Here is a 24,890-nt window from a genome sequence, read left to right as displayed (position 1 = left end):
TGGGGCTTGGAGTTCAGGCGTCGCCATCTTGGCGCCTCGTCAGAACTGGAAGCCGACGCTCAGCTCATAGGCCCGGCCGAACAGCGGCCGCGCGAGGAAGACGCCGTCCTGGCCCACGCCCTGGCCCGGCACGCGGAAGTTGCCTTCCGTCAGGCCGACCTTGTTGGTCAGGTTGGTGCCGGTCAGGCGCACTTCCAGGCCGTTGTCCATGGAGAACACGGCGCCCGCATCGATCGTCCGGTAGGCCGGCAGCTTCAGCGTGTTGGTCTGGTCGGCAAAGCGCTCGCCCACATGGCTGAAGGTGGCGAAGGTGCGCAGCTGGCCAAAGCCCGTTTGCGTCTGCCAGCTGGGCGTGAGGCGGGCCTGGAACTTCGGCGCGCGCTCGACGCGGTTGCCGCTGAACTGCTGGAAGTCCTTGTACTTGGCGTCCTGCAGATTGCCCGTTGCCGCGATCTCGAAGCCGTAGCCGGGGCGCAGCGCCAGCTCGAACTCCACGCCCGAGGCCTTGCTGTTGGGCCGCAGCACGACATTGCCGGCATTGGTGAACTGCTGGGTCTGCGAGTTGGTCAGCTTGTTCTGGTAGGCCGTGAGAAACGCGCTGTAGAGCTTGGTGGCTGTCTTCAGGCCGATCTCGAACTGCGTGATGTCCTCGACCGAGTCGCGGCTCTCGTTGGCACCGCGGCCGCGCAGCACGTCGAAGTCGGGCAGGCGATGACCCTTGTTGACGCGCACGAAGGCGCTGAAGTCACGCGTGAAGGCGTAATTGGCGCCGCCGGTGAAGGAGCTGCGGCTCAGCTTGCTGTCGATCAGCGTGTTCGTGCCGTTGAAGTAGGCCAGGTTGTTGTTGTAGATCGTCGTCGGGTCGGCATCGAGGTCGCCATTGCTGACGTTGGCGATGGTGCCGGTGATGCGCTGGGTCTCGCGGCGGGCGCCGAGGTCGACGCGCAGCTCCTTGGTCAGCTGCCATTCGTCGGCGATGAAGAAGGCGCGGGTGTTGCCGCTGTAGCTGGCGTCCAGGTCGAAGGAGAAGGGCGGCGAGACATAGCCGTTGCGCGAGGCCTTGACGCCGTTGTCCAGCATCACGTCGACGAGGCGGGCATGGGACTGCACCGTCATCAGCTGGGCCTGGCCCAGGGTCCACATGTCATGCGAGCTGTAGCCGGCGAGATAGAGGCCCAGGGTCAGGTTGTTGCCCGGGGCGATCTCGCGGGACAGGCGGGTCTCGTTGCTGGTCGAGCGCAGCGCCTTGTCGACGGCCCACATGCCGTTGACGATGACGGGCGTGGTGCCCGTGACCGCGCCGCCGCCATTGGTGAAGGTGGCGGTGCCCGTGGTGGCGACGCGGCCGGCGGCTGCGACGACGGCGGCATCGGCATTGGCCGCGGTGACCTGCGACGTGATGTAGCTCGACAGCGTCTGCGGGTTGGCGCCGGAGAACAGCGCGTAGGTCGGCGTGTCGCCCGTCGTGTGGCTGAGCTTGTTGGTCAGCGTCCAGTCGCCGAGCTTGGTGTCGAGGTTGGCGCCATAGGTCTGCACGTCGGCGCCGCGGCCGTCGGCCAGGTCCTTGGTCACCGTGCTGCGCATGATCTCGGGTTTGCCATTGGGCAGGGTGCGGCCCGAGGCACGGCCGGTCTCGAGCACGATGTTGCGCAGCTCGTTGCCGTAGAAATAGTCCTTGCTGGCGTTGAAGCCGGGGTAGCTGGACGCGCTCTTGCCGTCGGCTGAGCCGACGACGGGAATCGCCGTGAAGAAGGCGTTGCGGTCGCGCAGGGCGCGCGCATAGAGCTGCAGGCTGCCGTTGTCGAGCTTGCGGCTCAGCACCACGCTGGCCTGGCCGCCGCTGTCCGCGGGGAATTGCGTGTCGCGCACGCCATCGCTCTCGCGCCAGAAGCCGCCGACCATGATGTTCCATTGGTCGCTGAGCTTGCCGGCGTAGACGCCATCCACGCGCTTCAGGTTGCCGGTGCCGGTGGTGACGCGCAGGCCGGCTTCTGGGTTGCGGCCGTCCTTCTGGATGAAGTTGACCGTCACGCCCGGCTGGCCGCTGCCGAAGATGGGGCTGGGGCCGCCGCGCAGCACTTCCATGCGGTCGATGGTGTCGTCCAGGCGGAAGAGCTGGGAGTGTTCGAAGAAGCTCAGCGTGGGCAGGTGATACAGCGGTGCGCCATTGAGCTGGAAGGTCGAGTAGGGGCCGTCGCCCGGCGTCGGGAAGCCGCGCACGCGGATGTTGGCGCCAGCCTGGCCGCCCGAGGTTTCGACGAAGACGCCGGGCACGGTCTTCAGGATGTCGGCTGTGCTGGTGGGCGCGGCCTGCTTGATCTGTTCTTCGGTGGCGGTCGTGATCGAGAAGCCGGCTTCCAGCTTGCGCACGCCTTCGCGGCGGGCCGTGCCGGTGACGACGACGGCTTCGAGTTCCTTGACTTCGGGGGACTTGTCGGCGGGCTTGGCGCTCGGGCTGGCCTCCTGGGCGAAGGCGGTGCCGCACAGGGCGGCGGCGGCCAGGGCGATCAGTTGGGGGCGCAAGCGCTGGGTGCCGGCGCGCGGCGTGGCATGGGGCATGTTTGTCTCCGATGGTTGTTGTGCGTCCCGAAAGCCGTCGCGGCCGTCGCCGACTTTCGATGGACTTGACTTTGATGGCAAATGTTATCGATGTCATTTGGGTAAACACCAATGTGGCAGTGGAATGACATCGATGGCATCGATTGCAGGCCGACATGAGCCGCCGCCGGGCATCGGGCGGTCGCAAAACGCCGCGCCGGCCGGAGCAAACCCCGACAATCCGGGCCCATGAGCACCCATGACCTCACCGACGCCGAGTTCGCCGAACTCGACGAACTCCTCGCCGCCACGCCCGAGCCCCTGCAGCCGCTGGACGCCTCCATGCTCGACGGCTATCTCTGTGGCGTCATCGTGCAGCCCCGCCTCATCGAGAGCGACGAATGGCTGCCCAACATCTTTGACTACGACGGCGGCCTGCTGCCCGAGACCGTGGACGCCGCCTGGCTGGACAAGCTGACCCAGCTCGTCGAGCGCCGCCACGCCGCGCTGAACCGCAGCCTCGTCGAGGACGGCTGGTTCGACCCTGTCATCCTCGATGTCGACGAGGAACAGGAACCCGAACCCCTGCCCGAGGACGCCAGCGACGAAGAGCGCTCGGCCCGCGCCAGCTACGACGCGCTGGGCCCCATTTCGCGTGCGCTGATGCCCTGGGTGGCCGGCTTCCAGCACGCCGCCCTGTGCTTCCCCGAGCTGGCGGAGATGTCCAATGACGACGTCGCCGCCGCGATAGCGCGGCTTTACCGCCACCTGCCGGCCGAGACGCCGGAGGAAAAGGAAGTCGTCGCGACGCTGAACCGCGAGCACCCGCTGAAGGATCTGGACGAAGCCATCGAGGAACTCGTCGTCACGGTGGCCGACCTGGCCGACCTGACCGAGGCCGAGCGCTACCGCGTCGAGACCATCAAGCGTGACACGCCCAAGGTCGGCCGCAACGACCCCTGCCCCTGTGGTTCGGGCCGCAAGTACAAGGTCTGCCACGGTTCCAACTGATGCGCCTGCAGCTCCTGTCGGACCTGCACCTCGAAACGGAGTCCTACCAGCCGACGCCGGCGCCCGGGGCCGAGTTGCTCATCCTCGCCGGTGACATCGACGCGACCTGGCACAGCTTCGAGCTCTTCCGCGGCTGGCCGGTGCCGGTGCTCTTCGTGCCGGGCAACCACGAGTACGACCTGCGCGACGTCGATGAGGCCCGCGAGACGCTCCGCGCTCACGTCAAGGCCGTCGGCCTGCGCATGCTCGATGACGAGTCCGTCGTCATGACCGATGCCCAGGGCCGGCGCGTGCGCTTCGTCGGCTGCACGCGCTGGTGCGATTTCGACGCCTTCGGCCCCGCGGGCCGCGAGCGCGCGATGCGGGCCGGCGGCTATTTCCAAAAGGTCATGCAGTCCACGCGCCACGGCGATCCCTTCGACGTGGACGCCGTGCGCGCGCTGGCGCTGGAACAGCGCGCCTGGCTTGCCGGCGAGCTCGCGCGAGGCAACACGACGAGCGACTGGGACACCACCGTCGCAATCACCCACTTCGCGCCCAGCCTGAAGAGCGCCGACCCGCGTTACGGCCGCCAGCCCGGCACGGCCAGCTTCTGCAACGACGACGAAGCCCTGCTGCCCGGCGCCAGCCTGTGGGTCCACGGCCATCTGCACTGCCGCCACGATTACCGGATCGGCGCCACCCGCGTCGTCAGCAATGCCCGCGGCCACAGCCGGCGCGGCGAGGCCGACGGCTTCGACGGCCGGCGCGTCATTGAGGTGTTTTCACCGGCCTGATGCGCAGCGCCCAGACGACGCCGGCCACCAGCAGCGCGACGCCTGCCAGCGTGCCCGGCGGCGGCTGGCGGCCCGTCCAAGCGAAGGCATAGGCCAGCGCGGCCAGCGTCTCGAAGACGATCAACTGTCCCGACAGCGAGGTCGGCAGCCGCTGGCTGGCCTCGTTCCAGCACAGCGTGCCCAGCCAGGACGAGCACAGGCCGATGGCGGCCATCAGCCCGATGAAGGCCCATGGCTTCTCGCCCAGCGGCGGCGTGTAGCCGGCCGGGATCAGCGTGCCGGGCGCCGCCAGGTGCAGCGCACCCAGCAGCACGGCGCCGGCCAGCGCCATCGGCAGCGTCACGAGGCCCTGTGCCGTAGCCCACGCCCGCGGGCTGCGGTCGGCGTGCGCGCGCAGCCAGTCGGCATTGCGGATGGGGTACCAGGTCCAGCAGGCCACCGCCGCGATGGCCAGCAGAGCGCCCTCGGCATAGCGGCGCGGGTCGCCGGCCTGGGCCTGCAGCACGGCCAGTTCGTCCCGGTTCACGCAGGCCAGCCCGGCGGCGATCAACGCCAGCGACGGCGCGAGCTTGAGCCAGGGCAGATGGCCGTCGCGCACGCGGTTGCGGTGGTTGGCGCAGACGGAGATGACGACCGGCAGCGTGCCGATGATCATCGTCGGCAGCGGCGCGCCGGCGCGCTGGATGGCGGCCGACAGGCAGAGGTAGTACAGAAAGTTGCCGATGGCGCTGAGCCTGGCCGCTTCCCGCCAATCGCCGGGCTGCAGCTCGCGCAGTGCCCGCCGGTCCAGGGCCAGGGCCAGCGGCAGCGCGACCAGGCCGAAGGCCAGGTAACGGCCCACTGTCAGCAAGGCGGGGGCATAGCCCGGCAACATCACGGGCGCGACAAACACCAGCCCCCACATCAGCCCGGCGGCGAGGGCGAACAACAGGCCAGACAGCATGGCCGGCATCATCACCCATGCCTTCGTCACATCGGCACGCTAGGCTCCTGCTCACATGCGTCCAGCCTTTGCCCTCAGCCTCGCCCTCACCGCCTGCACGGCCCAGGCCGGCCGGCCACTGCAGGCCGAGGACGCCGCCGTCATGGACCCGCAGGCCTGCGAGCTCGAAGGTGCCCATGGCGACTGGCGCCTGGACGGCGCCGGCCAGCGCCAGACCAGCCTTCAGCTCGGCTGCGGCATCGGCTGGGGCACCGAGGTGGCGTTGAACGTCGTCCGGCCGCGCGAGCTGGCGCTGAACGGCAAGACCCTGCTGGCCAGCGCGGCCTGGGCCGACGGCGACGCCCAGCTCACGCTGGCCTGGAGCCTGTCGCACCGCCATGTTGAAACGGCCTGGCGGCGCAGCAGCGCGGGGCTGATCCTGGTCGGCAGCGTGCCGCTGACGCGTGACCTGACCCTGCATGCCAACCTGGGCCACCAGCGCGACGAGATGCTGCACCGACGCAGCACGACCTGGGCCCTGGCCGTCGAGCACGGCGGCTGTGGCGAGGACGGGCGCTGGCAGCCCATGGCCGAGGTCTTCGGCGACGACCGCGGCCGGCCCTGGGTCAACGCGGCGCTGCGCGTGGCGCTGCTGCCCGAGCGCGTCTTCGTCGACGCGTCCTATGGCCGTCAGGTCAGCGGCGCACGCGCGCGCCTGAGCACGGTGGGTTTCAAGATCGCGTTTTGAACCAGTCCGCCACGGCCTCGCGCTGCCCGGCCGTGTAGTGCAGGCCGAGCTTGCTGCGCCGCCACAGCACGTCTTCGGCGCCGGTGGCCCATTCGTGCGCCACCAGATGGCGCAGCTCCGACTCGAACAGGCCCGGCGCGATCTCGGCGCCCGCCGGCGCGGCCAGCAGCTCCCACGCCCGGCTGCCATAGGCGCGGGCGATGCGGCGAACGCCTGCCCGGCCCGGGTGGGCCGCCTGCAGCTCGGCGGCAAACGCCTCGATGTCCACGCCTTGCGCGCCGAGGTCGCCGCCGGGCAGCCGGGTGCCGGCCGTCCAGGGCCGGCGCGCGTCGCCGAGCAATTCGCCGAGCTGAGTCGCGCCGTCCTCGGCCAGCTTGCGGTAGGTCGTCAGCTTGCCGCCCCAGACGTTCAGCAGCGGCGCGCCGCCGGCCGCGTCGGCTTCCAGCAGGTAGTCGCGCGTGACGCTGGACGCCGAGCCGCCTTCGTCCAGCAGCGGCCGCACGCCGGCATAGCTCCACAGCACGTCGGCCGGCGTCACCGGCCGGGCCAGGTAGCGGCTGGCCTGCTCGCAGAGATAGGCCACCTCGTCATCGCCGATGGTGGCGCGCGACGGCGGGTCTTCGTGCTCGGGCAGCTCGACGTCGGTCGTGCCGATCAGCGTGAAGCGCTCCTGGTAGGGGATGGCGAAGATGATGCGGCCGTCGGCATTCTGGAAGATGTAGGCGTGGTCGTGCGTGAAGCGCTGGGCCACGACGATGTGGCTGCCCTTGACGAGGCGCAGTCCGCGCGCCGGCAGCGGCCGGCCGTCGCAGCCTTGCGTGTGGTCGCGCAGGAAGCGTTCGGCCCAGGGCCCGGCCGCGTTGACGAGGGCGCGGGCGCGCTGCTGGTGGCCGCTCTGCAGCGTCACCTGCCAGCCGTCCTTGCCGCGCACGGCCTGCGTGACGGCGCAGCGCGTCAGCACCTCGGCGCCGCGGGCCTGCGCGTCCTGGGCATTCGCCACGACGAGGCGGGCATCGTCCACCCAGCCGTCGGAGTAGACGAAGCCGCGCGTGAACTCGGGCCTGAGGGGCGTGCCGTAGACGCTGCCGGCCAACCGCAGCCCGTGCGAGCCCGGCAGCAGCTCGCGGCGGGCCAGGTGGTCGTAGAGGAAGAGGCCGACGCGGATCATCCAGGCCGGGCGCAGATGCGGCGCATGCGGCAGCACGAAGCGCAGCGGCTGGATCAGGTGCGGCGCGCTTCTCAGCAGCACCTCGCGTTCTTGCAGCGCCTTGCGCACCAGCGAGAACTCGTAGGTCTCCAGATAGCGCAGGCCGCCATGCACGAGCTTGGTGGAGGCCGATGAGGTGTGCGAGGCCAGGTCGTGCGCTTCAGCCAGCAGCACGCGCCAGCCTCGGCCGGCCAGGTCGCGGGCCAGGCCCGCGCCGTTGATGCCACCCCCCACCACCACGACGTCAAAATCGTCCATGCAACCACTCTAAGTGAAAGCCATGGACGCATTGCTCGCGTTGGACCAGGGAACCTCTAGTTCGCGCGCTCTAGTTTTCGACCGCTCGGGCCGGCTGCTTGCGGTAGCCCAGCGCGAGCTGCCCCAGCATTTCCCGCAGCCGGGCTGGGTGGAGCATGACGCCGAAGAGATCTGGGCCCACCAGATCGAATGCGCCCGCGAGGCCGTGGCCAAGGCGGGCGTCAAGGTCGCCGCCCTCGGCATCACCAACCAGCGCGAGACCGTCGTGCTGTGGGACCGCCGGACCGGCCGGCCGCTGTACAAGGCCCTGGTCTGGCAGGACCGCCGCACGGCGGCCTTCTGCGAGAGCCTGAAGCAGCAAGGCCTGGAGCCGCGCGTGCGCGCGCTGACCGGCCTGGTGCTGGACCCGTATTTCTCGGCCACCAAACTGCGCTGGCTGCTCGACAACGTACCCGGCGCCCGCGAGCGCGCCGCCCGCGGCGAGCTGGCCTTCGGCACCATCGACAGCTGGCTGCTGTGGAAGCTGACTGACGGCAAGGTGCATGCGACGGATGCCAGCAATGCCTCGCGCACGCTGATCTACGACATCCACCGCGGCGACTGGAGCGACGAGCTGCTGGCGGCCTTCGACATCCCGAGGAGCCTGCTGCCCGAGGTGCGCCCCTCGGCCGGCGCGTTCGGCCAGGCGGTGGAGTTCGGCATCCCCATCGCCGGCATCGCGGGCGACCAGCAGGCTGCCCTCTTCGGCCAGGCAGCGCTGCAGCCCGGCCAGGCCAAGAACACCTACGGCACCGGCTGCTTCCTGCTGATGCACACCGGCACCCAGGCGCTCACATCCACACAGGGCCTGGTGACGACGCGGGCCGCTCAGGTCGACGCCACCGCGCAGTACGCGCTGGAGGGCAGCGTGTTCGTCGGCGGCGCCGTCGTGCAATGGCTGCGCGACGGGCTCAAGGCCATCGGCGGCAGCGGCGAGGTGCAGGCGCTCGCGAGCAGCGTGCCCGATGCCGGCGGCGTCATGTTCGTGCCCGCCTTCGCGGGCCTCGGTGCACCTTACTGGCGGCCCGAAGCGCGCGGCGCGCTGCTGGGGCTCACGCGCGGCACGACGCAGGCCCACATCGCCCGCGCCGCGCTGGAGAGCATCGCCTTCCAGAGCGCGGCGGTGCTGGCGGCGATGAACGCCGACGTCGGTGCCGCCGCGCGCCTGACCGAGCTGCGCGTGGACGGCGGGGCGAGTGCCAACGATCTGCTGATGCAGTTCCAGGCGGACCTGCTCGGCATCCCCGTGCTGCGGCCCCGGGTCATCGAGACGACGGCCCTTGGGGCGGCGCTGCTGGCCGGCCTGGGAACCGGCATGTATGGGTCGCCGCAGGAGGTCGGCGGCATCTGGCAACTGGACCGTGCCTTCGAGCCGCGCATGTCGCGCGACGAGGCGGGGGCACGGTTGACGCAGTGGGACAGGGCGGTGAGGCAGGTGCTGGCGGATTGATCTCGAACTTCGCCGCTGCAGAAAACCATGACGAACTCAGTTGCCCTCGGTCGATCGCTGAAGTTGCGCTGCTCGGTTGAAGCAAGGCCGCATTCGGGAGCCGTCTTCCTTGGACTGATCCTTGGCGTTGTCAGTCTGGCCGGAGCTTTGTCAGTCATTGGCCTGTTGTCGCTTGTTCTTCCCCGTGCATCGTTCGGGCCCTCCGCGGCTGCCTCGATGGCGTCGGCCTCCACGCTCACTCTCTACGTTGTGGCCGTCTTGCTGGGCCCATTCCTTGAGCTGTTCGAGGGGCAGGTGCTTCCCATGGAACTGTCACGTCGGCTTGGCGCGAGCCCTCAGGTCTGTGTTCTTCTCAGCGGTCTCGTATTCGGCTGCGCCCATTACCTGAACGGCGGCATGGCGCATGGCGCTTCGACGTTCGTCGCAGGCCTGGTCTTCGCCTATGGGTATGCCTTGTGCCGCCCTTTTGGTTGGCTTCCAGCCTGCCTGGCCGCCTTCACCGCTCACGCGACCCACAACGCCCTTCTGGTCACGTGGTCGGTCGCGTTGCCACAATGGTCGTAGGTCGGGCGTCGCGCAGCGCACGACCTCCCGCGCCGTGTCGATGGAGTCGGTGCCCGGCTGCAAATGCAACGGTGAGACACCCACCTTCGGTGCCTGATCAATCTCACCGACGCGGTGCGCTCACTGCTGTGAGCTGCCGCTGCTCTCCTGCGCCAGCAGCACGAGCATCACGATCCATCCGATCACCGGTACCAGCCCGATCAGCTGCCACCAGCCGCTGCGGCCGGTGTCGTGCAGCCGGCGCGTCGCCGCGGCCACCTGGGGCAGCAGCAGTCCGATGAAGACCAGGCCGCTGATGACGTAGCCGAGCAGGCCGGCGGCGATGCTGACCAGGAAGCAGAACAGGAAGAACCACCAGAACTCCGGCCGGCCGGCGCGGCCGCTGAAGTCGGCGTACTTCATGAAGCAGACGCGGATGGATTCCTGGAAGTTCATGGGCTTACCCCGGCATGTCGAATCGGCGCGATGCTAGGCCGCCGGGACCGGCGGCGCATCCCCTCAAAAACCCAGGCTCTCGCCGGCGCCGTGCCGGGCGCTGCTGACATGGCCTGACAGGCAAACGGGTGCAGCATGCGGACTTTCAAGCTTCAGGAGTGCCGCATGAACTTCGCCTACACCCTTGTCTACGTGCCAGACGTGGCCGCGTCGCTGGCCTTCTTCGGCAGTGCCTTCGGCCTGAAGACGCGTTTCCTGCACGAGAGCGGCGCCTACGGCGAGGTCGACACCGGCGCGGGCAGCACGACGCTGGCCTTCGTCGACCACGCGACCGCCCGCGACAGCGTGCAGCACGACTACGTTGCCGCCGACGCCAGCCCGCAGCCGCTGGGCATGGAGATCGGCTTCACGGTGAGCGACGTGCAGGCGGCCTACGACCGTGCCATCGCCGCTGGCGCGCGGGCCCTGGCCGCGCCGGTCACCAAGCCCTGGGGCCAGACCGTGGCCTATGTGCGCTGCCCGGACGGCACGCTGGTCGAACTCTGCACGGCCATGGGCTGATCCCGCCCCTTCGCGGGGCGGCTTCGCCCCGTCGAAGCGCGGGCGACGAAAAGCTGGTCCTGGGCCAGGGAAGGCAGCGGGGCGCTGATGGCGCCCAGCGTGGCCAGTTCGGCCTGCGGGGTGCCGCGGGCCTGGAAGGAGGCGTAGATGGCCATGATGGTGTTCGACGTCGTTGTCGGTGACCCCTGCCTTTCGCAAGGGGCGTGCCCGGTGTCACACAATGGCCCGTTATGCGCCGCGCCGACCGCCTCTTCCAAATTGTCCAGCTCATCCGCGGACGCCGCCTCACGACGGCCGACTACCTCGCCCAGCGGCTGGAGGTGTCGATGCGCACCGTCTACCGCGACATCGCGGCGCTGGGCCAGCAGGGTGTGCCCATCGAGGGCGAGGCCGGCGTGGGCTACCGCATGCGCGCCGGCTTCGATCTGCCGCCGCTGATGTTCAGCAAGCAGGAAGCCCAGGCCCTGGTCGCCACGGTGCGGATGTCGGAGTCACGCCTGGATGCGGCGCTGGCCCGCCAGGCCGAGAACGCGCTGAGCAAGATCCTCGCCGTGCTGCCGCTGGACGCCCGCGCCGCGGCCGAGAGCCTGGCCCTGTACGCGCCGCTGCCAGCCCTGGACCCCGCCACCAGCGCCCACCTGACGGCCATGCGCGAGGCCACCGAGGCGCGGCGCAAGCTGAAGATGGGCTATCTGGACCTGGGCGGCGTGAAGAGCGAGCGCATTGTGCGCCCGCTGGCCTGCCTGTTCTGGGGGCCGGTCTGGACGCTGGCGGCCTGGTGCGAACTGCGCAACGACTTCCGCAGCTTCCGCGTCGACCGCGTCGAGACGTTGGAGGTGCTGGACGAAGCCTTCCGCGACGAGCCGGGCAAGACGCTGGCCGACATGAACCGCCAGCGCGAGGTGCAGGAGAACGACGCCGGCTAGGCGGCGGTATCGATCAGCACGAACTGCTTGCGCACCGGCTCCAGCACCTCGAACTCACCCTCGAAGCCGGGCGGGATGACGGCGCCCTGACCGGGGCCGACGTCGGTGGCGCCGCCAGGCCCGTGCAGGCGCACGCGGCCCGCGAGAACGTGGAAGTACTCCTGCCGCGTGGCCGGGAAGACGATGCGCCATCGGCCCACCTCGCATTCCCACACGCCGGTGCTGACCGGGCCGGCCTCGTGCAGCAGCCAGGTCTGGCGCAGCGGGTTGCCGGCCACCAGGCGGTCCGGCCGCGGCCGGTCGAGCGTGGGCACGAGGCCCCCGGTGGTGTCTATCAGCGTCGGGTGCGGCATCAGCGATCCTGGCCCGCCCAGCGGGCGCCTTTCTCGTCCAGCAGCCCGCGCAGCAGCGAGCGATGGCAGCGCGCCTCGTCCTCGCAGTAGCAGCCCACCGAGAAATTCGTCTGCACCGACAGCGTGGCCAGCAGGCTCAGCGCATGCTGGGCCTCGGGCGCGGCCATCTCGGCGCGGTATTTCCTCGTGAAGGTCGCCCAGTCGGCCGGCGTCTCGGCGGCCTGGCCCAGCTTCATCGTCTCGGCGCTGGGCGCGAGGGTCGGGAACCACACGTCGTAGAAGTCGCGCGACGCGAACTCGGCCTTGGGCACGCCGCGCGGTGGGCGGCGCACGGTGCCGATGCGCGTGCCTTCGTCCTCGGCACGCGGGCTGCCGAGTCTGACGATGCGGATGGGCATGGTTTAGTCCCCTTCTTCAGCGGTGGCCAAGGACACGGATGACCTCATCCTCGGCCACGGGCTTGGTGATGAAGCCGTTCATGCCTGCCGCCAGCGCGGCCTGGCGCTCCTGGTCCAGCACGGCGGCCGTGAAGGCGTGGATGGGCAGGGCGGCCGTCGCAGGGTCGGCGCGCAGCAGCTCGGTGGCCCTGAGGCCGTCGACCTTGGGCATGTGCAGGTCCATCAGCACGCCGTCCAGGCGCCCGGCCTGCTCGCGTGCCATGCGCACGGCCTGCTCGCCGTCCTCGGCCTCGACGACCTCCGCCCCCAGGCGCTGCAGCAGCGCTGTGATGATGAGGCGGTTGACCGGGTTGTCCTCGGCGACGAGCAGACGCTGGCCGGCCAGTGGGTAGCGTGGCGGCAGCGGGATGCGCTTGCGCGCGGCGGTGTCGTCGATGGTCAGCGCCGTGGGCAGGGCCAGCTCGGCCCAGAAGCTGGAGCCGTTGGCGCCGTCGCTCTGCACGCCGACGCGGCCCTGCATGCGCGCGGCCAGCTCGCGGCAGATCGACAGGCCCAGGCCCGTGCCGCCGAAGCGCCGCGTCGTCGAGTCGTCGGCCTGGGCGAAGGGGCGGAAGAGGCGGTCCTGCACTTCGGGCGGCACACCGATGCCACTGTCCTGCACGACGATGCGCACGCGGCCCTCCCCGGCCGGCGCGAGCTTCAGCCGGATGTAGCCGCTCTCGGTGAACTTGAGCGCGTTGACGAGGAAGTTGGCCATGATCTGGCGCACTCGCAGCGGGTCGCCGATGACCAGCCGCGGCAGGCCGGCGCTGAGCTCGATCTGCATGTCCAGCCCGCGCTCGCGGCCCAGCGCCGCGCAGCCCTCGAAGCTGGCCTGGGCCAGCGCGTGCAGGTCGAACTCGATCTTCTCCAGCTCCAGGTGCCCCGCCTCGATCTTGGACAGGTCCAGCACGTTGGAGACGATCTCGTTGAGCGACTCGGCGGCGCCGACGAGGTGGGCCAGGTATTTGTCGCGATGCGCGTCGGCCGGGCCGCCATGCTGCAGCAGCCGCGCCAGGCCCAGCACGCCGTTCAGCGGCGTGCGGATCTCGTGGCTCATCGTCGCGAGGAAGGCGCTCTTGGCATGGCTGGCGCCTTCGGCCTGCTGCTTGGCGGCCTGCAGCTCGGCCTCCTGGCGGCGGCGCTCGGTGACGTCTTCGGCCACCCACAGCGTCGCGCGGTCGTCATCCAGGGTATTGCGGCCCGGCAGCGCGGCCGACAGGCCGCGCGCGTTGAACTGCACGGTGATGCGCCGGCCGTCGGGGCGGATGAAGTCGCGCTCGAAGGCCAGCGCCGCGCCGGCGATCTGCTGGGCCGTGGGCAGGCGGGCATGGGCGTCGGCCAGCCGCGGCTCGGTGCCGCCGAAGATCTCCTGCCAGTGGTGGTTGACGCGCTCGAAGCGCTCGCCGCGCGTCAGCGCGATGCCGACGCTGGCGTGGTCGAGGATGGCCTCGGCCTCGATGCGGGCGCGCTCGCCCTCGGTGATGTCGCGCGCGATCAGCATCATGGCGGGCTCGCCATCCCAGTCCAGCGATGCGGCCGACACCAGCAGGTCGCGCCAGTGGCCGCCGACGAGGATGGCCGAGCGGAAGTCGCGCACCAGGCCTGTTTCGGCCAGCTGGGCGGCCAGGCGGCGCGGCTCGCTGCTGTCGGGCCAAAGCCCCAGCTCGCGGCCCGAGCGGCCCATCAGCTCGTCGCGCGGCACGCCCACCAGCGTGCAGAAGCCAGAGTTCGCGAAGCGGATGCGGCCGTCCTCGATCAGGGCCACGCAGATCGCATCGGGGCTGGCGCGCAGCACCCGGTCCAGCATGCTGGCGGTGCGCTGATGCTGCTGCAGCGCCAGGCGCTCGCCGGTGATGTTGTGGCTGACGCCGCGCCAGCCGATGTGCTGGCCGGCGGCGTCGAAGACGGGTTCGCCCGAGCCCAGGGTCCACAGCAGCCGGCCATCGGGCGCGCGGAAGCCGTTGACGCGGTCACGGTAGGCGCGCTTGGCGCGGATGTCCTCCAGCAGGGCCTGGAAGTCGGCGTCGCGCACGAGCATGGCGCCGCCGGGCTCGCCCATGCGCAGGAAGTCCTCGCGCCGATGACCGGACAGCGCCTCGAATTCGTCGGACAGGAAGGTGACGCGGAACTTGGCGTCGGCCTCCCAGGCCCAGTTGTGCGCGGCTTGAACGAGGCGCGCCAGGCGGGCCTCCTCGTCGATGGCACGGCGCAGCGCCGCGCCGAGGATGCGGTTGAGCAGCAGCGCCGAGGCCAGGCCGCCGACGGTGAGCAGCAGGTGGGCGCTGGCGCGGCCCTCCAGCGTGGGCGGCATGGCCGTCAGGCGGCCGGGCAGCACGCCGCGCGCTTCCAGCATGGCCAGCACCAGGATCGCGGCGATGTGCAGCAGCGCCAGCGCGCAGGCTGCCGCGTTGCCGGCCACGCCGCCGGCCACGGCGACCAGCACCGGGCCGGCGGCGAGCGCGAAGGTGTGCACTCCCAGACCGCTCTGCACGGCGTTGCCGATCAGCACCAGCAGCGTGCCGCCGAGCACCGCCGTCATCGCGGCGCGCTGCTGGCCGGCGCGGCGCAGCAGCGCGGCCAGGCCGCTCAGGCCCAGCAGCATCGCGCCGACGATGACGCGCTGGCTGTCCCACGGCGCGCGGCCTGCCACGCCGGCCATCGCCAGGCCGACCACGAACGTGATCGCCCCCACGCAGGCGAGGATCCAGACCAGCGTGCGCGCGGCCTTGTCCTGCAGCGAGTCGCGGCTGCCGAGGGGGTCAGTCCGCGCTGAAGCCATTGCGTGCGTGAGTGCCGTCACAGAAGGGTTTGGTCTGGCTGCCGCCGCAGCGGCACAGCCGTGCCTGCGCGACGCGGCAGACCATGCGGCCGGTGCCGCTGAGCACTTCGAGGTTGCCGCGGATCTGCAGCGGGCCGTTGGGTTCGGGTTCGATCTCGACCGCGCCATCGCGCACCGCCGGCATGTCGGTGGGCAGGCCCAGCAGGCCGGTCTCGGGCTCGCCGCTGGCGGCGAAGTGGATGTCGTGGTGGCTGCCGTCGCAGAAGGGCTTGTTCCTGCTGGCGCCGCAGCGGCACAGCGTGGCGCGCGTGCCGAGGGGCTCGCCGCGCAGCGTCAGCGCGCCGCGGATCGCGTAGGGGCCGGCCTCGCGCACCGACAGCAGGTTGACCGGCGGCGCCGCCTCGTCGGCCGCGCCGTCCTTGCGGCGGTACTGGATGGCGCCTGACGGGCAGGCGTGGGCGATGTCGACGAGGCGTTCCACCGGCATCGCGTCGGGGTGGATCCACGGGCCCTGCACGTTGGCGAGGAAGACCTTGGGGGCACCCGTCACACACAAGCGCGCGTGGATGCAGCGCCGGGCCTCGAAGCGCAGCTCCAGCGCCTCGCCCTGCACGACCTCGATGCCGTCGACGACTTCGGTGGGCGGGGCCGGCGGCGGCGGTGTTGGGGCGGCGGGCCGGGCGGCGGGTGCCGGTGGGGGTGCGGTCGGGTCCAGCCCCCGCTCGGCGCGTTCGCGCAGCGCCTGCAGCTGGCGCGCGGCGCGGCCGGTGCGCTCGGCGCCCAGCCGGTCGTGCAGGCCGGCGGCGGCCTCGGCGAGCTGGGCCAGGCGTTCGATGACGTAGCGCCGCGCCGCGGGGCCGGGCGGCATGCCGGCTGCGTCGCGCAGGGCCGTGAAGCTGGCGCCGGCATGGCAGCCCGGGTGGCTGGGCCCGGCGGGCAGGCGGGCGGCATGCTCGGCCAGCGGCGTGAAGGCGCGCATCAGACCGATGCCGAGGTCGACGACCAGGGCCTTCTCGGCCGAGGGGCCGGGCATCAGATAGCTCTGGGCCAGCAGGCGCAGCATCAGCCCGTAGCTGGCGTTGGCCACGTCCACCGTCGCGCTGGCGTCGGCGTTCTCCAGCCAGACGCGGCCTTCCGGACGCGGCGGGCGGCGCAGCACCGGGTTGGTGGCGGCCGGCCAGGCGGGCGCGAAGGCCGGGTTGGCGCGGCGCAGCGCGGCCAGCTCGGTGCGGATGGCGGTGAAGCGGTGGTAGTGGGAACGCTCGCTGTCGGTGGGCGCGCCCTCGCCCTGGCGCACGATGGCGTCGAAGGCGGCCAGCGCCGTCTTGCTGCACAGCACGTGGCGGGCGCCGCAGAGGTTGAGCTCGTCCGGCCCCAGCTGCAGCCAGCGGTCGCCACTGAAGGCGGCCGCCTCGCCATGCGCCTCGACGAAGCCGCGCAGGTCGGTGCTGAGCTGCTGGTAGAAATGGCCCACGGTGTCGTAGTCGCAGGCCATGGGTGTCACGCGCGGCACGTCGGAGCCGCGCGTGAACAGGCGTTCGGCCGCGAAGCCCTCGCCGTCGGGCTCGCTGCTGCCCTCGGGGCGCTCCAGGAAGATGAAGTGCTGCAGCGTGGCTTCGCCGAAGGGCGCCAGCTTGACGACCACGCTGGCCGGCAGATAGCCGGGGTCCAGCGGGAAATTGCCGCGACCGATGCGCGGCGCGCCGCCCAGCGCCGCCGTGATGTTCCAGACCGCGACGAGGTGGCCCATCTCCTCGACGGCGACGGCGGTGATCTCGCGCCGCCAGCGCTCCACGGCCGCGGCCTCATGCTGGCGCAGCCCCTCGGCCTCGCCCTGCTTCAGGCTGAAGGCCGCGTAGAGGTAGGTGCACATCAGGTTGTGCTCCAGCTCGGCGGCCTCGTAGAGGCAGTGCAGCAGTTGCTCGCGACTCGGCGGGGGGGAGGGAGTCGTCATGGAAGCGCGTCCTGAAGCTGGCTGACTGGCTGCGCAGGACATTAGCACGCAGCCGCAGCGCGGCCCCTTGTGGTTTTTCAGGCCCAGCGCAGGCGCGGCAGCCAGGCCAGCGGATCCAGGCGCGCCGCCGGCGCCTCCACAAAGCGGTGGAAGGGCACGGCCAGGCAGTTGGCCAGCAGCCAGGTTGCCAGCAGCAGCAGCAGGCCCGCGGCGGGCGTGGCGCCGGGCAGGTGGTTCAGCAGCGCGTTGGTCAGCAGCAGCACCGGGAAGTGCAGCAGGAACAGGGCGTAGGACGGCGTCGAGCCGCGGGCCAGCAGGGCCGCCCAGCGCTCGACCACCAGCGGCCGGCCGGCGGCATGGCGCTGCTGCGCCCAGGCCAGCCACAGCGCCGTCGCGAGCGCGAGGGCCAGGCGGTCGCGCCAGTCCAGCGCCAGCGCGGCGGCCATGGCCACGGCCAGCAGCAGCAGGCCGGCGCGGCGGTGGCGCCACACGCCCAGCCAGTGCACCAGGGCGCCGAGGCCGTACGCGGCGAAGAAGTACGGCGCGAAGGCGTCCAGCTCGCGCTGGCGGTTGAAGGTGAAGGCCGAGGCCAGCGCCACGGCCGCGACGAGCACGGGGCCGACGACGAGCCGGCTCGGGTGGCGCCAGCCGCGCCGCGCCAGCCACAGCAGGCCCACGAGTAGCGCGAACAGCTGCAGGTCGATGGCCACGTACCAGGCGCCCACCGTCAGTGCTTCGTACCCGAGCACATCGTGCAGCAGCAGGGCGTGGGCCAGTAACTGGCCCGGCGTGACGTCGGTCGGCACCAGCTCGGGCCAGGACGATGCGATGAAGCTGCAGGCCCCCAGCGTCAGCGCCAGCGCGGCGAGGAAGGGCAGCACCAGGCGCAGGTAGCGCCGCCACAGCAGCTCCGGCACGCCGGCCTGCAGCGCCTGGCCGCGCGGCGACAGGCCGCGTGCGCTCAGGAAGCCGCCGACGACGAGGAACACCTGCACCGCCATGCGGCCGTACTGGTGCATGGCGCCGGCCAGCCACGGCAGGACCTCGTGCGCAGCGCGCGCGATGGGACCGTAGCTGACGAGGTGATGCAGCACGATGACCTGGGCGGCCAGGGCCTTCAGGGCGTCGATGTGCGGCAGGCGGCGGGAGGCGTTCGACATGGGCGAAAAAAGAACGGGCCTGCTCTGTGGCAGGCCCGTTGTCTCGGACGAGCGCAATTGTACCGGCGGCTCCCCTGGAAAACCCCATCCGTTTCAGGTGGTCACCAAGCCGCGCCAGCCTATTGCAAGGCCGCGTCAGCCGAACAGGCGGCGCAGCCAGGCGCGCAGGCGCTGCAGCAGGCCGGGCGGCGGCGCGGGGGCCGGCTGCGGCGCGGCCGCGGCGGCCGGCGGGTGGCGCTCCAGCAGCGCGGCCTGCAAGCGTGCGAAGAAGTCCTCGGCCAGCTTCTGCGCCGCCAGGTCGACCAAGCGCGAGCCGACCTGTGCCAGCTTGCCGCCGACGCTGGCGGTCACCTCGTAGGCGAGCCGCGTCTCGGTGGGCGCCAGCGCTGCCAGCGTGACCAGGGCCTGGCCCTTGCCGTGGCCGGCCGCGCCGCCGGAGCCTTCGAAGCTCAGGCGGTAGCTCTGCGGTGGCAGCAGGTCCGACAGCTGCAGCCGGCCCTTGAACTTCGCCTTGACCGGGCCGACGGACACGGCCATCAGCACGTCGAAGGCGTTGTCGCCGGCCGGCGTGATGGCCTCGCAGCCCGGCACGGCGGCCTTCAGGATGGCGGTGTCGTTGAGGGCAGCCCAGGCCTGGGCCTGGGTGACGGGCAGGATCTGTTCACCGTTGAGCTTCATTGCCGCAAGGCCTCGAGGAGGGAGTCGATGGCGTGCAGATTGTGGACCGGCAGGTGGCGGCTCACGGCGGGCAGCAAGGCCCTCACGCCCGCGGCGCGCGGCTCGAAGCCGCCGAAGCGCAGCAAGGGGTTCAGCCAGATCAGCTCGCGGCAGTGCAGGCGCAGCCGTTCGGCCTCGAAGGCGAGGCGGGCGCCGTCATCGGCGTCGCGCTCCAGCCCGTCGGTGACGAGCAGCACCGTGGCCGCGCCGCCGCCCAGCACGCGGCGCGCCCAGTCGCGGTTGAAGGCGTGCAGGCTCTGGCTGATGCGGGTGCCGCCGGCCCAGTCGGGCACGGCGGCGGACACGGCGGCCAGCGCGGCGTCGGGGTCGCGGCGCTTGAGCTGGCGGGTGATGCGGGTCAGCCGCGTGCCGAAGACGAAGGCTTCGACGACGGGGGGCTCGCGCAGGCTGCTGCCGGGATTGAGCAGGCCCTGGGCGAGGTGCAGCAGCACGCGCGAGTAGCGGCCCATGGAGCCCGAGATGTCGGCCAGCAGCACCAGCGGCGTGGGGCGGCGGCGGGGGCGTTCGCGGGCGGGCGGGGCGAAGTCGCGGCGGGCCTCGGCGCGCAGCGTGGCGCGCCAGGCGATGCGGCCCTGCGGCGCGGCGGCGTGCCGGCGCGTGAGCTGCTGCGCGAGGCGCGGCTGCAGCGCGGCCAGGGCCTGGCGTGCCGCGGCCCATTCGGCGGCCGTCATCGTGTCGAAGTCGCGCCGCTGCAGCAACTCGCGGTTGCCGGCATCCAGCCGGGCTTCGATGTCGATCTGCTCGGTGCGCGGCCGGGGCTCGGGCGCCGGCGCAGGGAAGAGGGCATCCGCCAGGCGGCGGTTCTCCGGCGGTAGCGGCGTGGCCGCCCGGCCCTGGGCCTGGGGCAGCAGCAGGGCCATGATGCGGCCCAGCAGGTCGGGGTCGCGCCAGAAGACGTGGAAGGCCTGGTCGAACAGCGGGCGGTGCTCGGGCCGGTCGACGAGGCAGGCAGCCAGCGTGGCCTTGAAGTCGGCGCGCGAGGCCAGGCCGCCGGCTTCCAGCGCCTGGGCGGCGAGCAGCAGGCGGTCGGTGCCCACGGCCAGGCCGGCCGTGCGCAGCACGCGGCCGAAGTGCAGGACGTTCTCGGCCAGCCTGTCCATGGGCTCAGGCCCTGGCGACTTCGCGCATCTCGGCCAGCAGGCGCCCCGCCTCGCTGCCCTGCACGCGGGCGATGTCGTCCTGGTACTTCAGCAGCACGCCCAGGGTGGACTGCACGGCAGCGGGGTCGAGGCCGACGGCGTTGAGCTCAACGAGGGCGCGCGACCAGTCCAGCGTCTCGGCCAGGCCGGGCAGCTTGTAGAGGTCCAGCGCGCGCAGGCCCTGCACGAAGGCGACGACCTGGGCGGCCAGGCGCGCGTCGATCTGCGGCAGCCGGGCGCGCACGATGGCCAGCTCGCGCGCGGCGTCGGGAAAGTCCAGCCAGTGGTAGAGGCAGCGGCGCTTGACGGCGTCGTGGATCTCGCGGCTGCGGTTGCTGGTCAGGATGACCAGCGGCGGCGCGGCGGCGGCGACGGTGCCGAGCTCGGGGATGGTGATCTGGAAATCGGCCAGGAACTCCAGCAGGAAAGCCTCGAAGGGCGCGTCGGCACGATCGAGCTCGTCGATGAGCAGCACGGGCGCGGGCATGGTGGTGAGGGCCTGCAGCAGCGGGCGCTCGATGAGGAAGCGACGCGCGAACAGTTCGTCCGCCTGGCGTTCGCGTTCACCGGCCTGCGCGAGGCGGATCTCCAGCATCTGGCGCGCGTAGTTCCATTCATAGGCCGCGGCGGCGAGGTCCAGGCCTTCGTAGCATTGCAGCCGGATCAGCGGCCGCCGCAGCGCCGCGGCCAGTGCGGCGGCGATGGCCGTCTTGCCGGTGCCCGGTGCGCCCTCCAGCAGCAGCGGCCGGGCCAGGCGCAGCGCGAGGAAGGCGGCCGTCGCCAGCTCGCGCGAAGGCAGGTAGGCCTGGGCCTGCAGGCCTTGGGCGATGGCGTCGATGCTGTCCGGGGCGGGGTCGAGCACGTCAGGCCTCACGGGTGAGTGGGTGGCGCGAGTATGCGGTGTGCTGCGACTGGTTACACCGGCGCGGGAAGGAATCCGGCCCGGGCGGCGTTGTCGAGGTGAAAGGGCCGGATCGGCCGGCCTTCATCCCGGAACCCGTCCGTCCATGAAAGCCAACCTCGTCTTCGCCGCCCTGCTGCTCACCGGCCTCGCCCAGGCCGAGGGGCCCGCGCCCAACGCCGACAGGCGTGCGTTGAACCTCGCCGTGCAGCGCGACGGCCAGCGCAACCAGAGCGCCGCGGCGGCCCTCAGCCTGCCGGTGGGACAGCGTGCCTGGGTGCAGGCCGGCGTCGGCCAGTCGCGCAGCCGCGACGCGAACGGTGGCGCAACCTACCGGCCCCGGCAGCTGTCGGTGGGCGCCGGCGTGGCCGGCAGCGCCTGGCAGGCCAGCGTGAACGCCGGCCAGCGCCGCGATGGCGACGCGCTGCGCCAGACCGACTGGGGCGCGGCGGCCGACTGGCGGCCGGCGGAGGGCGCCAGCGTCGGTGTCGACGTGGCCCGGCGCACGGCGCGCACGCGCGGCGCGGTCGGTGGCGCGCCGGTCGAGCAGCGGGCCAGGGGGCATGGCGTCGGCCTGCATGCCGCCGCCGCGGTGACCCCGCGCCTGAGCGTCTACGGCGCGACGATGCACAGCCGCTACACCACCACCACGCAGGCGGCGACCGGCGGCGGCCTGCTGGCCGGCGTGCCGCTGCTGGACAGCCGCATCTCGGCCGTCAACCGCGACGAGGCGGCGCTGGACCGCAGCCACCAGCTCGGTGCGACCTGGCGCGCCAGCGACCTGGTGGCGCTCAACGGCGAGGTAAGGCAGGACCGCCTGCACGGCGGCGGCGACCTGCGCAGCGTGCAGATGAAGGCGGCCGTCGATGCCGGCGCGGGCTGGACCCTCACCCCCGGCATCGGCCGCAGCCGCGGGCCGCAGGGCGGGAGCGTGAACTACGGGTTGCTGGGGGCGAGCTACGCCTGGTGATGGCCTAAGCTGGGCGCTTCATTCACCAGCGTTCGGCCAGCCATGAACTTCACCAAGATCGTCGGCGTGCTCCTTCTCATCGCCGGCACCGTCAGCCTGGCCACCGGCGGCTTCAGCTACACCAAGGACAGTACCGTCGTGAAGCTGGGGCCGCTGGAGTTGTCGGCCAAGCAGAAGGAGGAGGTCAACCTGCCGGTCTGGCTGGGCGTGGGCGCCATCGCGGTGGGCGGCCTGCTGCTGGTGTTCGGCGGGCGCAAGGGGTGAGTAGGGCCGAGGACGTCCTGCGCTTCTGGTTCCAGGAGACGCAGCCCGCGCAGTGGTGGAAGGTCGATCCGGCCTTCGACGAGCTCGTCCGCAGCCGCTTCGCCGCGCTGCACGAGCAGGCCAGGCGCTGCGAGCTGTTTGCCTGGCGCGCCACGCCCGAGGGCCGGCTGGCCGAGGTCATCGTGCTGGACCAGTTCGCGCGCAACCTCCATCGCGGCACCGCGCTGGCCTTCGCCGCCGACCCGTTGGCGCTCGCGCTTGCGCAGGAGGCCGTCGGCGCGGGTGCTGATCTGCAGCTGCCCGTCGAGCGGCGGGCCTTCCTCTACATGCCCTTCATGCACAGCGAGTCCGCGGCCATCCACGCGGCGGCCGAGCCGCTGATGCGCGAGCGCGCGCCGCAGCACACGCACGAGTTCGAGCTCAGGCACAAGGCCATCGTCGACCGTTTCGGGCGCTACCCGCACCGCAACGCCGTCCTCGGCCGCGTGTCGACGCCGCAGGAAGCAGTCTTCCTGACCCAGCCGGGGTCGAGCTTCTAGACGTCCAGCAGGTAGACCATCGCAGCGGCGCGCTCCTCGGCGCTGTGGCCGGCGAGCGCCTTGTCCCATTCAGCGCCGCCGGCGCCCTGTGACGATGAGGCGCTGCGCGTCATGACGGCGACTTCCTCGGTGCCGGCGTCGAATTCGCCCGCCTGCTCCCGGCTGTCGAGAAAGAGCTTGGCGACGGGGCCGGCGCTGGATGCGATGACGATCAGGTAGCGGGACACCCGGCGGTGTTCCTGCTGGGCATGCCGGGCCGGCATTTCATGTCCGAAGCCTTGGTTCATCTTGTGGCCTCCTCGCCTTTGCAAAGGCTGCACTGGTCTGGCGATTGTGCGCCGCGGGCGCCGGAATAACCCTGAAAGCCGGGCGGTCCATGGCGTGATCCAATCCGCAAATTGGAACCGATTCCAAACAACGACAGCCAGCCGCCTGGCGAGGACGAGACATGCAGTGCAAGACAGGATCCGGCCGCTTCGGGGCCGCAGCGTTGCGAGCGATGGCCGGCGGCGCGCTGGCTGCGGGCCTGGCCGTGCCGGCCGCGGCGGCCGACCAGCCTGACTTCGGCCCCAACGTCCATGTCCTGGACCCCGCCACGCCGGGCCTGCAGCAGCGCATCGACGAGGTCTACGCGGCCCAGCAGCCCAACCATTTCGGGCCGCGCCGCGATGCCATCCTGCTCAAGCCGGGCACCTACCCGGGCCTGCGCATCCCGGTCGGCTTCTTCACGCAAGTGCTGGGGCTGGGTGCCCGTCCGGACGACGTCCACGTCATCGGTGATCTGCGCTCCACGGCCCTGCTGGACAACGACAACGCGACGCAGAACTTCTGGCGCGGCGCCGAGAACTTCGCGGTGACGCCGACGCTGGGCATCGGCGACAACACGATGCAGTGGGCCGTGTCCCAGGCCATCCCGTTCCGGCGCATGCATGTGCGCGGCAACATCCGGCTCAACCAGAACAACGGCTGGGCCAGCGGCGGCTGGTTCTCCGACGTGCGGGTGGACGGCCAGGTCAACTCGGCGACCCAGCAGCAATGGCTGTCGCGCAACAGCGAATGGGGCAGCTGGACGGGTTCGAACTGGAACATGGTCTTCGTCGGGGTGCCCAACCCCCCGGCCGGCGAGTTCCCGACGCCGGGCCGGCGCTACACCCAGGTCGAGAAGACGCCGCTGGTGCGCGAGAAGCCCTACCTCTTCATCGACGCGAAGGGGAACTACGCGGTGCGCGTGCCGGCGCTGCGCCGGGACAGCGTGGGCGTGTCCTGGGCGAACGGCACCGCCGCGCCTGGCAGGACGCTGCCGATCGGCCGCTTCTTCATCGCCCGGCCGGGCGACACGGCGGCGGCGATGAACGCCCAGTTGGCCGCCGGCAGGCATCTGCTGCTGACGCCGGGCGAGTACCTGCTGACCGAGACGCTGCAGATCCGCCGCCCCGGCACGGTGGTGCTGGGCATCGGCTTCCCGACGCTGCGCTCGGACAACGGCCAGCCGCTGGTGAAGACGGCGGACGTCGACGGCCTGACGATCGCGGGCCTGTTCCTGGATGCCGGCCGGCAGGACTCCGGCGTGCTGATGGAGGTGGGCCCCGAGGGCAGCAGGAGACGCCACAAGGCCGATCCCATCGCGCTGCACGACGTGTTCTTCCGCATCGGCGGCGCGGCGCCGGGGCAGGTGACGACGGCGCTGCGCATCAACGCCCACGACACGCTGGTGGACCACACCTGGCTCTGGCGCGCCGACCATGGCACGGGCGTGGGCTGGACCAGCAACCCCTCGGCCCACGGACTGTGGGTGAACGGCGAGGACGTCACCATCTACGGCCTCTTCGTCGAGCATTTCCAAAAGGCGCAGGTCGTCTGGCGCGGCAACGGCGGGCGGGTCTACTTCTACCAGTCCGAGATCCCCTACGACCCGCCGACGCAAGCCGAATGGACGAGCGCCACGGGCCGTGGCCATGCGGCCTACCAGGTCGACCCCGCCGTGACCCGCCACGAGGCCTGGGGCCTGGGCGTCTACAGCGTGTTTCTGAAGCCCGACGTGGTGCTGGACCGGGCCATCGAGGCGCCCCGGGCGCCGGGCGTGCGCTTCCACCACATGATCACCGTCTGCCTGGTGGACAAGGGCAGCATCGAGCACGTCATCAACGACGCGGGAGAGCCGGCGCGCTGCCAGGGTGGCAGCAACACGGCGACGCTGAAGACCTATCCCTAGACAAAA

Annotated in this window: 24 protein-coding genes; 11 read left to right on the top strand and 13 right to left on the bottom strand. The window is 71.5% G+C overall.

Annotated features, from left to right (window positions below):
• Positions 1 to 39: 39 nt before the first annotated feature.
• Positions 40 to 2,559 (bottom strand): TonB-dependent receptor, encoded by a 2,520-nt coding sequence (locus AC07VX_RS05290; RefSeq protein WP_493162720.1) that lies wholly within the window; start codon positions 2,557 to 2,559, stop codon positions 40 to 42.
• Positions 2,560 to 2,787: 228 nt separating this feature from the next.
• Between AC07VX_RS05290 and AC07VX_RS05285 the strand changes: the two genes are divergently transcribed.
• Positions 2,788 to 3,549 carry a UPF0149 family protein gene (locus tag AC07VX_RS05285; RefSeq protein ID WP_493162721.1) on the top strand — a complete coding sequence of 254 codons (762 nt, stop codon included), beginning with the start codon at positions 2,788 to 2,790 and terminating at the stop codon, positions 3,547 to 3,549.
• Positions 3,549 to 4,325, top strand: coding sequence for a metallophosphoesterase (locus tag AC07VX_RS05280; RefSeq protein WP_493162722.1), 777 nt, complete (start codon positions 3,549 to 3,551; stop codon positions 4,323 to 4,325). Before AC07VX_RS05285 ends, AC07VX_RS05280 begins: the two co-directional genes overlap by 1 nt.
• Here AC07VX_RS05280 and AC07VX_RS05275 read toward each other — a convergent pair.
• Positions 4,300 to 5,268 (bottom strand): DMT family transporter, encoded by a 969-nt coding sequence (locus AC07VX_RS05275; RefSeq protein ID WP_493163824.1) that lies wholly within the window; start codon positions 5,266 to 5,268, stop codon positions 4,300 to 4,302. The two genes, AC07VX_RS05280 and AC07VX_RS05275, sit on opposite strands and share 26 nt — an antisense overlap.
• Before the next feature lie 55 nt (positions 5,269 to 5,323).
• Between AC07VX_RS05275 and AC07VX_RS05270 the strand changes: the two genes are divergently transcribed.
• Complete coding sequence (locus tag AC07VX_RS05270; RefSeq protein WP_493162723.1) at positions 5,324 to 5,995, top strand: hypothetical protein; 672 nt, start codon at positions 5,324 to 5,326, stop codon at positions 5,993 to 5,995.
• On the opposite strand, the gene glpD is transcribed toward AC07VX_RS05270, so the two are convergent.
• Complete coding sequence (glpD, locus tag AC07VX_RS05265) at positions 5,979 to 7,460, bottom strand: glycerol-3-phosphate dehydrogenase (protein ID WP_493162724.1); 1,482 nt, start codon at positions 7,458 to 7,460, stop codon at positions 5,979 to 5,981. The two genes, AC07VX_RS05270 and glpD, sit on opposite strands and share 17 nt — an antisense overlap.
• A gap of 22 nt (positions 7,461 to 7,482) precedes the next feature.
• On the opposite strand from glpD, the gene glpK reads away from it, so the two are divergent.
• Positions 7,483 to 8,949: a glycerol kinase GlpK gene (gene glpK, locus AC07VX_RS05260; protein ID WP_493162725.1), complete on the top strand. Its 1,467-nt coding sequence runs from the start codon at positions 7,483 to 7,485 to the stop codon at positions 8,947 to 8,949.
• A 27-nt stretch (positions 8,950 to 8,976) separates the two neighbouring features.
• The gene (locus AC07VX_RS05255) at positions 8,977 to 9,513 is read left to right on the top strand and encodes a CPBP family glutamic-type intramembrane protease (RefSeq protein ID WP_493162726.1); all 537 of its coding nucleotides are present in this window, start codon (positions 8,977 to 8,979) and stop codon (positions 9,511 to 9,513) included.
• Positions 9,514 to 9,633: 120 nt separating this feature from the next.
• Here the strand turns inward: AC07VX_RS05255 and AC07VX_RS05250 are convergent, their stop codons facing one another.
• A complete protein-coding gene (locus AC07VX_RS05250; protein WP_493162727.1) occupies positions 9,634 to 9,948 on the bottom strand; it encodes a DUF805 domain-containing protein in 315 nt (104 codons plus the stop codon).
• 165 nt (positions 9,949 to 10,113) lie between these two features.
• On the opposite strand from AC07VX_RS05250, the gene AC07VX_RS05245 reads away from it, so the two are divergent.
• Entirely contained in the window at positions 10,114 to 10,509 is a 396-nt protein-coding gene (locus AC07VX_RS05245) for a VOC family protein (RefSeq protein ID WP_493162728.1), read from the top strand.
• A gap of 230 nt (positions 10,510 to 10,739) precedes the next feature.
• Positions 10,740 to 11,435, top strand: a complete 696-nt coding sequence (locus tag AC07VX_RS05240; protein ID WP_493162729.1) for a helix-turn-helix transcriptional regulator — start codon at positions 10,740 to 10,742, stop codon at positions 11,433 to 11,435.
• Here the strand turns inward: AC07VX_RS05240 and AC07VX_RS05235 are convergent.
• The 8 genes from AC07VX_RS05235 to AC07VX_RS05200 all read right to left on the bottom strand — a co-directional run bounded on the left by AC07VX_RS05235 (position 11,432) and on the right by AC07VX_RS05200 (position 20,860).
• Positions 11,432 to 11,788 (bottom strand): cupin domain-containing protein, encoded by a 357-nt coding sequence (locus AC07VX_RS05235; protein WP_493162730.1) that lies wholly within the window; start codon positions 11,786 to 11,788, stop codon positions 11,432 to 11,434. The two genes, AC07VX_RS05240 and AC07VX_RS05235, sit on opposite strands and share 4 nt — an antisense overlap.
• The gene (locus AC07VX_RS05230; RefSeq protein ID WP_493162731.1) at positions 11,788 to 12,186 is read right to left on the bottom strand and encodes a DUF488 domain-containing protein; all 399 of its coding nucleotides are present in this window, start codon (positions 12,184 to 12,186) and stop codon (positions 11,788 to 11,790) included. Before AC07VX_RS05230 ends, AC07VX_RS05235 begins: the two co-directional genes overlap by 1 nt.
• A 16-nt stretch (positions 12,187 to 12,202) precedes the next feature.
• Entirely contained in the window at positions 12,203 to 15,007 is a 2,805-nt protein-coding gene (locus AC07VX_RS05225) for an ATP-binding protein (RefSeq protein ID WP_493162732.1), read from the bottom strand.
• The gene (locus tag AC07VX_RS05220; protein WP_493162733.1) at positions 14,988 to 16,961 is read right to left on the bottom strand and encodes a ferritin-like domain-containing protein; all 1,974 of its coding nucleotides are present in this window, start codon (positions 16,959 to 16,961) and stop codon (positions 14,988 to 14,990) included. Before AC07VX_RS05220 ends, AC07VX_RS05225 begins: the two co-directional genes overlap by 20 nt.
• Positions 16,962 to 17,038: 77 nt before the next feature.
• Complete coding sequence (locus AC07VX_RS05215) at positions 17,039 to 18,121, bottom strand: acyltransferase family protein (RefSeq protein WP_493162734.1); 1,083 nt, start codon at positions 18,119 to 18,121, stop codon at positions 17,039 to 17,041.
• Positions 18,122 to 18,256: 135 nt separating this feature from the next.
• Positions 18,257 to 18,799 (bottom strand): SRPBCC family protein, encoded by a 543-nt coding sequence (locus tag AC07VX_RS05210; protein ID WP_493162735.1) that lies wholly within the window; start codon positions 18,797 to 18,799, stop codon positions 18,257 to 18,259.
• Positions 18,796 to 19,959: a vWA domain-containing protein gene (locus AC07VX_RS05205; RefSeq protein ID WP_493162737.1), complete on the bottom strand. Its 1,164-nt coding sequence runs from the start codon at positions 19,957 to 19,959 to the stop codon at positions 18,796 to 18,798. Before AC07VX_RS05205 ends, AC07VX_RS05210 begins: the two co-directional genes overlap by 4 nt.
• 4 nt (positions 19,960 to 19,963) lie before the next feature.
• Positions 19,964 to 20,860 (bottom strand): AAA family ATPase, encoded by an 897-nt coding sequence (locus AC07VX_RS05200; protein ID WP_493162739.1) that lies wholly within the window; start codon positions 20,858 to 20,860, stop codon positions 19,964 to 19,966.
• Positions 20,861 to 21,005: 145 nt separating this feature from the next.
• Between AC07VX_RS05200 and AC07VX_RS05195 the strand changes: the two genes are divergently transcribed.
• Genes AC07VX_RS05195 through AC07VX_RS05185 form a run of 3 tightly spaced genes read left to right on the top strand, consistent with a single transcriptional unit; the run spans position 21,006 to position 22,672 of the window.
• A complete protein-coding gene (locus AC07VX_RS05195) occupies positions 21,006 to 21,869 on the top strand; it encodes a hypothetical protein (protein WP_493162740.1) in 864 nt (287 codons plus the stop codon).
• A 42-nt stretch (positions 21,870 to 21,911) separates the two neighbouring features.
• Entirely contained in the window at positions 21,912 to 22,133 is a 222-nt protein-coding gene (locus AC07VX_RS05190) for a hypothetical protein (RefSeq protein ID WP_493162741.1), read from the top strand.
• Positions 22,130 to 22,672: a DUF924 family protein gene (locus AC07VX_RS05185; protein ID WP_493162742.1), complete on the top strand. Its 543-nt coding sequence runs from the start codon at positions 22,130 to 22,132 to the stop codon at positions 22,670 to 22,672. The genes AC07VX_RS05190 and AC07VX_RS05185 overlap by 4 nt, the downstream gene beginning before the upstream one ends.
• Here the strand turns inward: AC07VX_RS05185 and AC07VX_RS05180 are convergent.
• Positions 22,669 to 22,959 carry a hypothetical protein gene (locus AC07VX_RS05180; RefSeq protein ID WP_493162743.1) on the bottom strand — a complete coding sequence of 97 codons (291 nt, stop codon included), beginning with the start codon at positions 22,957 to 22,959 and terminating at the stop codon, positions 22,669 to 22,671. The two genes, AC07VX_RS05185 and AC07VX_RS05180, sit on opposite strands and share 4 nt — an antisense overlap.
• A gap of 161 nt (positions 22,960 to 23,120) precedes the next feature.
• On the opposite strand from AC07VX_RS05180, the gene AC07VX_RS05175 reads away from it, so the two are divergent.
• Positions 23,121 to 24,884 (top strand): pectate lyase-like domain-containing protein, encoded by a 1,764-nt coding sequence (locus tag AC07VX_RS05175; protein WP_493162744.1) that lies wholly within the window; start codon positions 23,121 to 23,123, stop codon positions 24,882 to 24,884.
• Positions 24,885 to 24,890: the final 6 nt, after the last annotated feature.

This window comes from Roseateles sp. GW821-FHT03B02 (assembly GCF_059421025.1).
The sequence above is the reverse complement of the archived record's forward strand: the minus strand, read 5'-3'. Positions and strand labels throughout refer to the sequence as shown.

Excerpts from the sequence above, each read along its gene's own strand:
- AC07VX_RS05210 (WP_493162735.1), bottom strand. The coding sequence starts at position 18,799 with ATGAAGCTCAACGGTGAACAGATCCTGCCCGTCACCCAGGCCCAGGCC.
- AC07VX_RS05215 (WP_493162734.1), bottom strand. The coding sequence starts at position 18,121 with ATGTCGAACGCCTCCCGCCGCCTGCCGCACATCGACGCCCTGAAGGCC.
- AC07VX_RS05255 (WP_493162726.1), top strand. The coding sequence starts at position 8,977 with ATGACGAACTCAGTTGCCCTCGGTCGATCGCTGAAGTTGCGCTGCTCG.
- AC07VX_RS05195 (WP_493162740.1), top strand. The coding sequence starts at position 21,006 with ATGAAAGCCAACCTCGTCTTCGCCGCCCTGCTGCTCACCGGCCTCGCC.
- AC07VX_RS05205 (WP_493162737.1), bottom strand. The coding sequence starts at position 19,959 with ATGGACAGGCTGGCCGAGAACGTCCTGCACTTCGGCCGCGTGCTGCGC.
- glpD (WP_493162724.1), bottom strand. The coding sequence starts at position 7,460 with ATGGACGATTTTGACGTCGTGGTGGTGGGGGGTGGCATCAACGGCGCG.
- AC07VX_RS05190 (WP_493162741.1), top strand. The coding sequence starts at position 21,912 with ATGAACTTCACCAAGATCGTCGGCGTGCTCCTTCTCATCGCCGGCACC.
- AC07VX_RS05275 (WP_493163824.1), bottom strand. The coding sequence starts at position 5,268 with ATGCTGTCTGGCCTGTTGTTCGCCCTCGCCGCCGGGCTGATGTGGGGG.
- AC07VX_RS05240 (WP_493162729.1), top strand. The coding sequence starts at position 10,740 with ATGCGCCGCGCCGACCGCCTCTTCCAAATTGTCCAGCTCATCCGCGGA.
- AC07VX_RS05245 (WP_493162728.1), top strand. The coding sequence starts at position 10,114 with ATGAACTTCGCCTACACCCTTGTCTACGTGCCAGACGTGGCCGCGTCG.
- AC07VX_RS05180 (WP_493162743.1), bottom strand. The coding sequence starts at position 22,959 with ATGAACCAAGGCTTCGGACATGAAATGCCGGCCCGGCATGCCCAGCAG.
- glpK (WP_493162725.1), top strand. The coding sequence starts at position 7,483 with ATGGACGCATTGCTCGCGTTGGACCAGGGAACCTCTAGTTCGCGCGCT.
- AC07VX_RS05230 (WP_493162731.1), bottom strand. The coding sequence starts at position 12,186 with ATGCCCATCCGCATCGTCAGACTCGGCAGCCCGCGTGCCGAGGACGAA.
- AC07VX_RS05250 (WP_493162727.1), bottom strand. The coding sequence starts at position 9,948 with ATGAACTTCCAGGAATCCATCCGCGTCTGCTTCATGAAGTACGCCGAC.
- AC07VX_RS05285 (WP_493162721.1), top strand. The coding sequence starts at position 2,788 with ATGAGCACCCATGACCTCACCGACGCCGAGTTCGCCGAACTCGACGAA.
- AC07VX_RS05280 (WP_493162722.1), top strand. The coding sequence starts at position 3,549 with ATGCGCCTGCAGCTCCTGTCGGACCTGCACCTCGAAACGGAGTCCTAC.
- AC07VX_RS05175 (WP_493162744.1), top strand. The coding sequence starts at position 23,121 with ATGCAGTGCAAGACAGGATCCGGCCGCTTCGGGGCCGCAGCGTTGCGA.
- AC07VX_RS05290 (WP_493162720.1), bottom strand. The coding sequence starts at position 2,559 with ATGCCCCATGCCACGCCGCGCGCCGGCACCCAGCGCTTGCGCCCCCAA.
- AC07VX_RS05225 (WP_493162732.1), bottom strand. The coding sequence starts at position 15,007 with ATGGCTTCAGCGCGGACTGACCCCCTCGGCAGCCGCGACTCGCTGCAG.
- AC07VX_RS05220 (WP_493162733.1), bottom strand. The coding sequence starts at position 16,961 with ATGACGACTCCCTCCCCCCCGCCGAGTCGCGAGCAACTGCTGCACTGC.
- AC07VX_RS05270 (WP_493162723.1), top strand. The coding sequence starts at position 5,324 with ATGCGTCCAGCCTTTGCCCTCAGCCTCGCCCTCACCGCCTGCACGGCC.
- AC07VX_RS05235 (WP_493162730.1), bottom strand. The coding sequence starts at position 11,788 with ATGCCGCACCCGACGCTGATAGACACCACCGGGGGCCTCGTGCCCACG.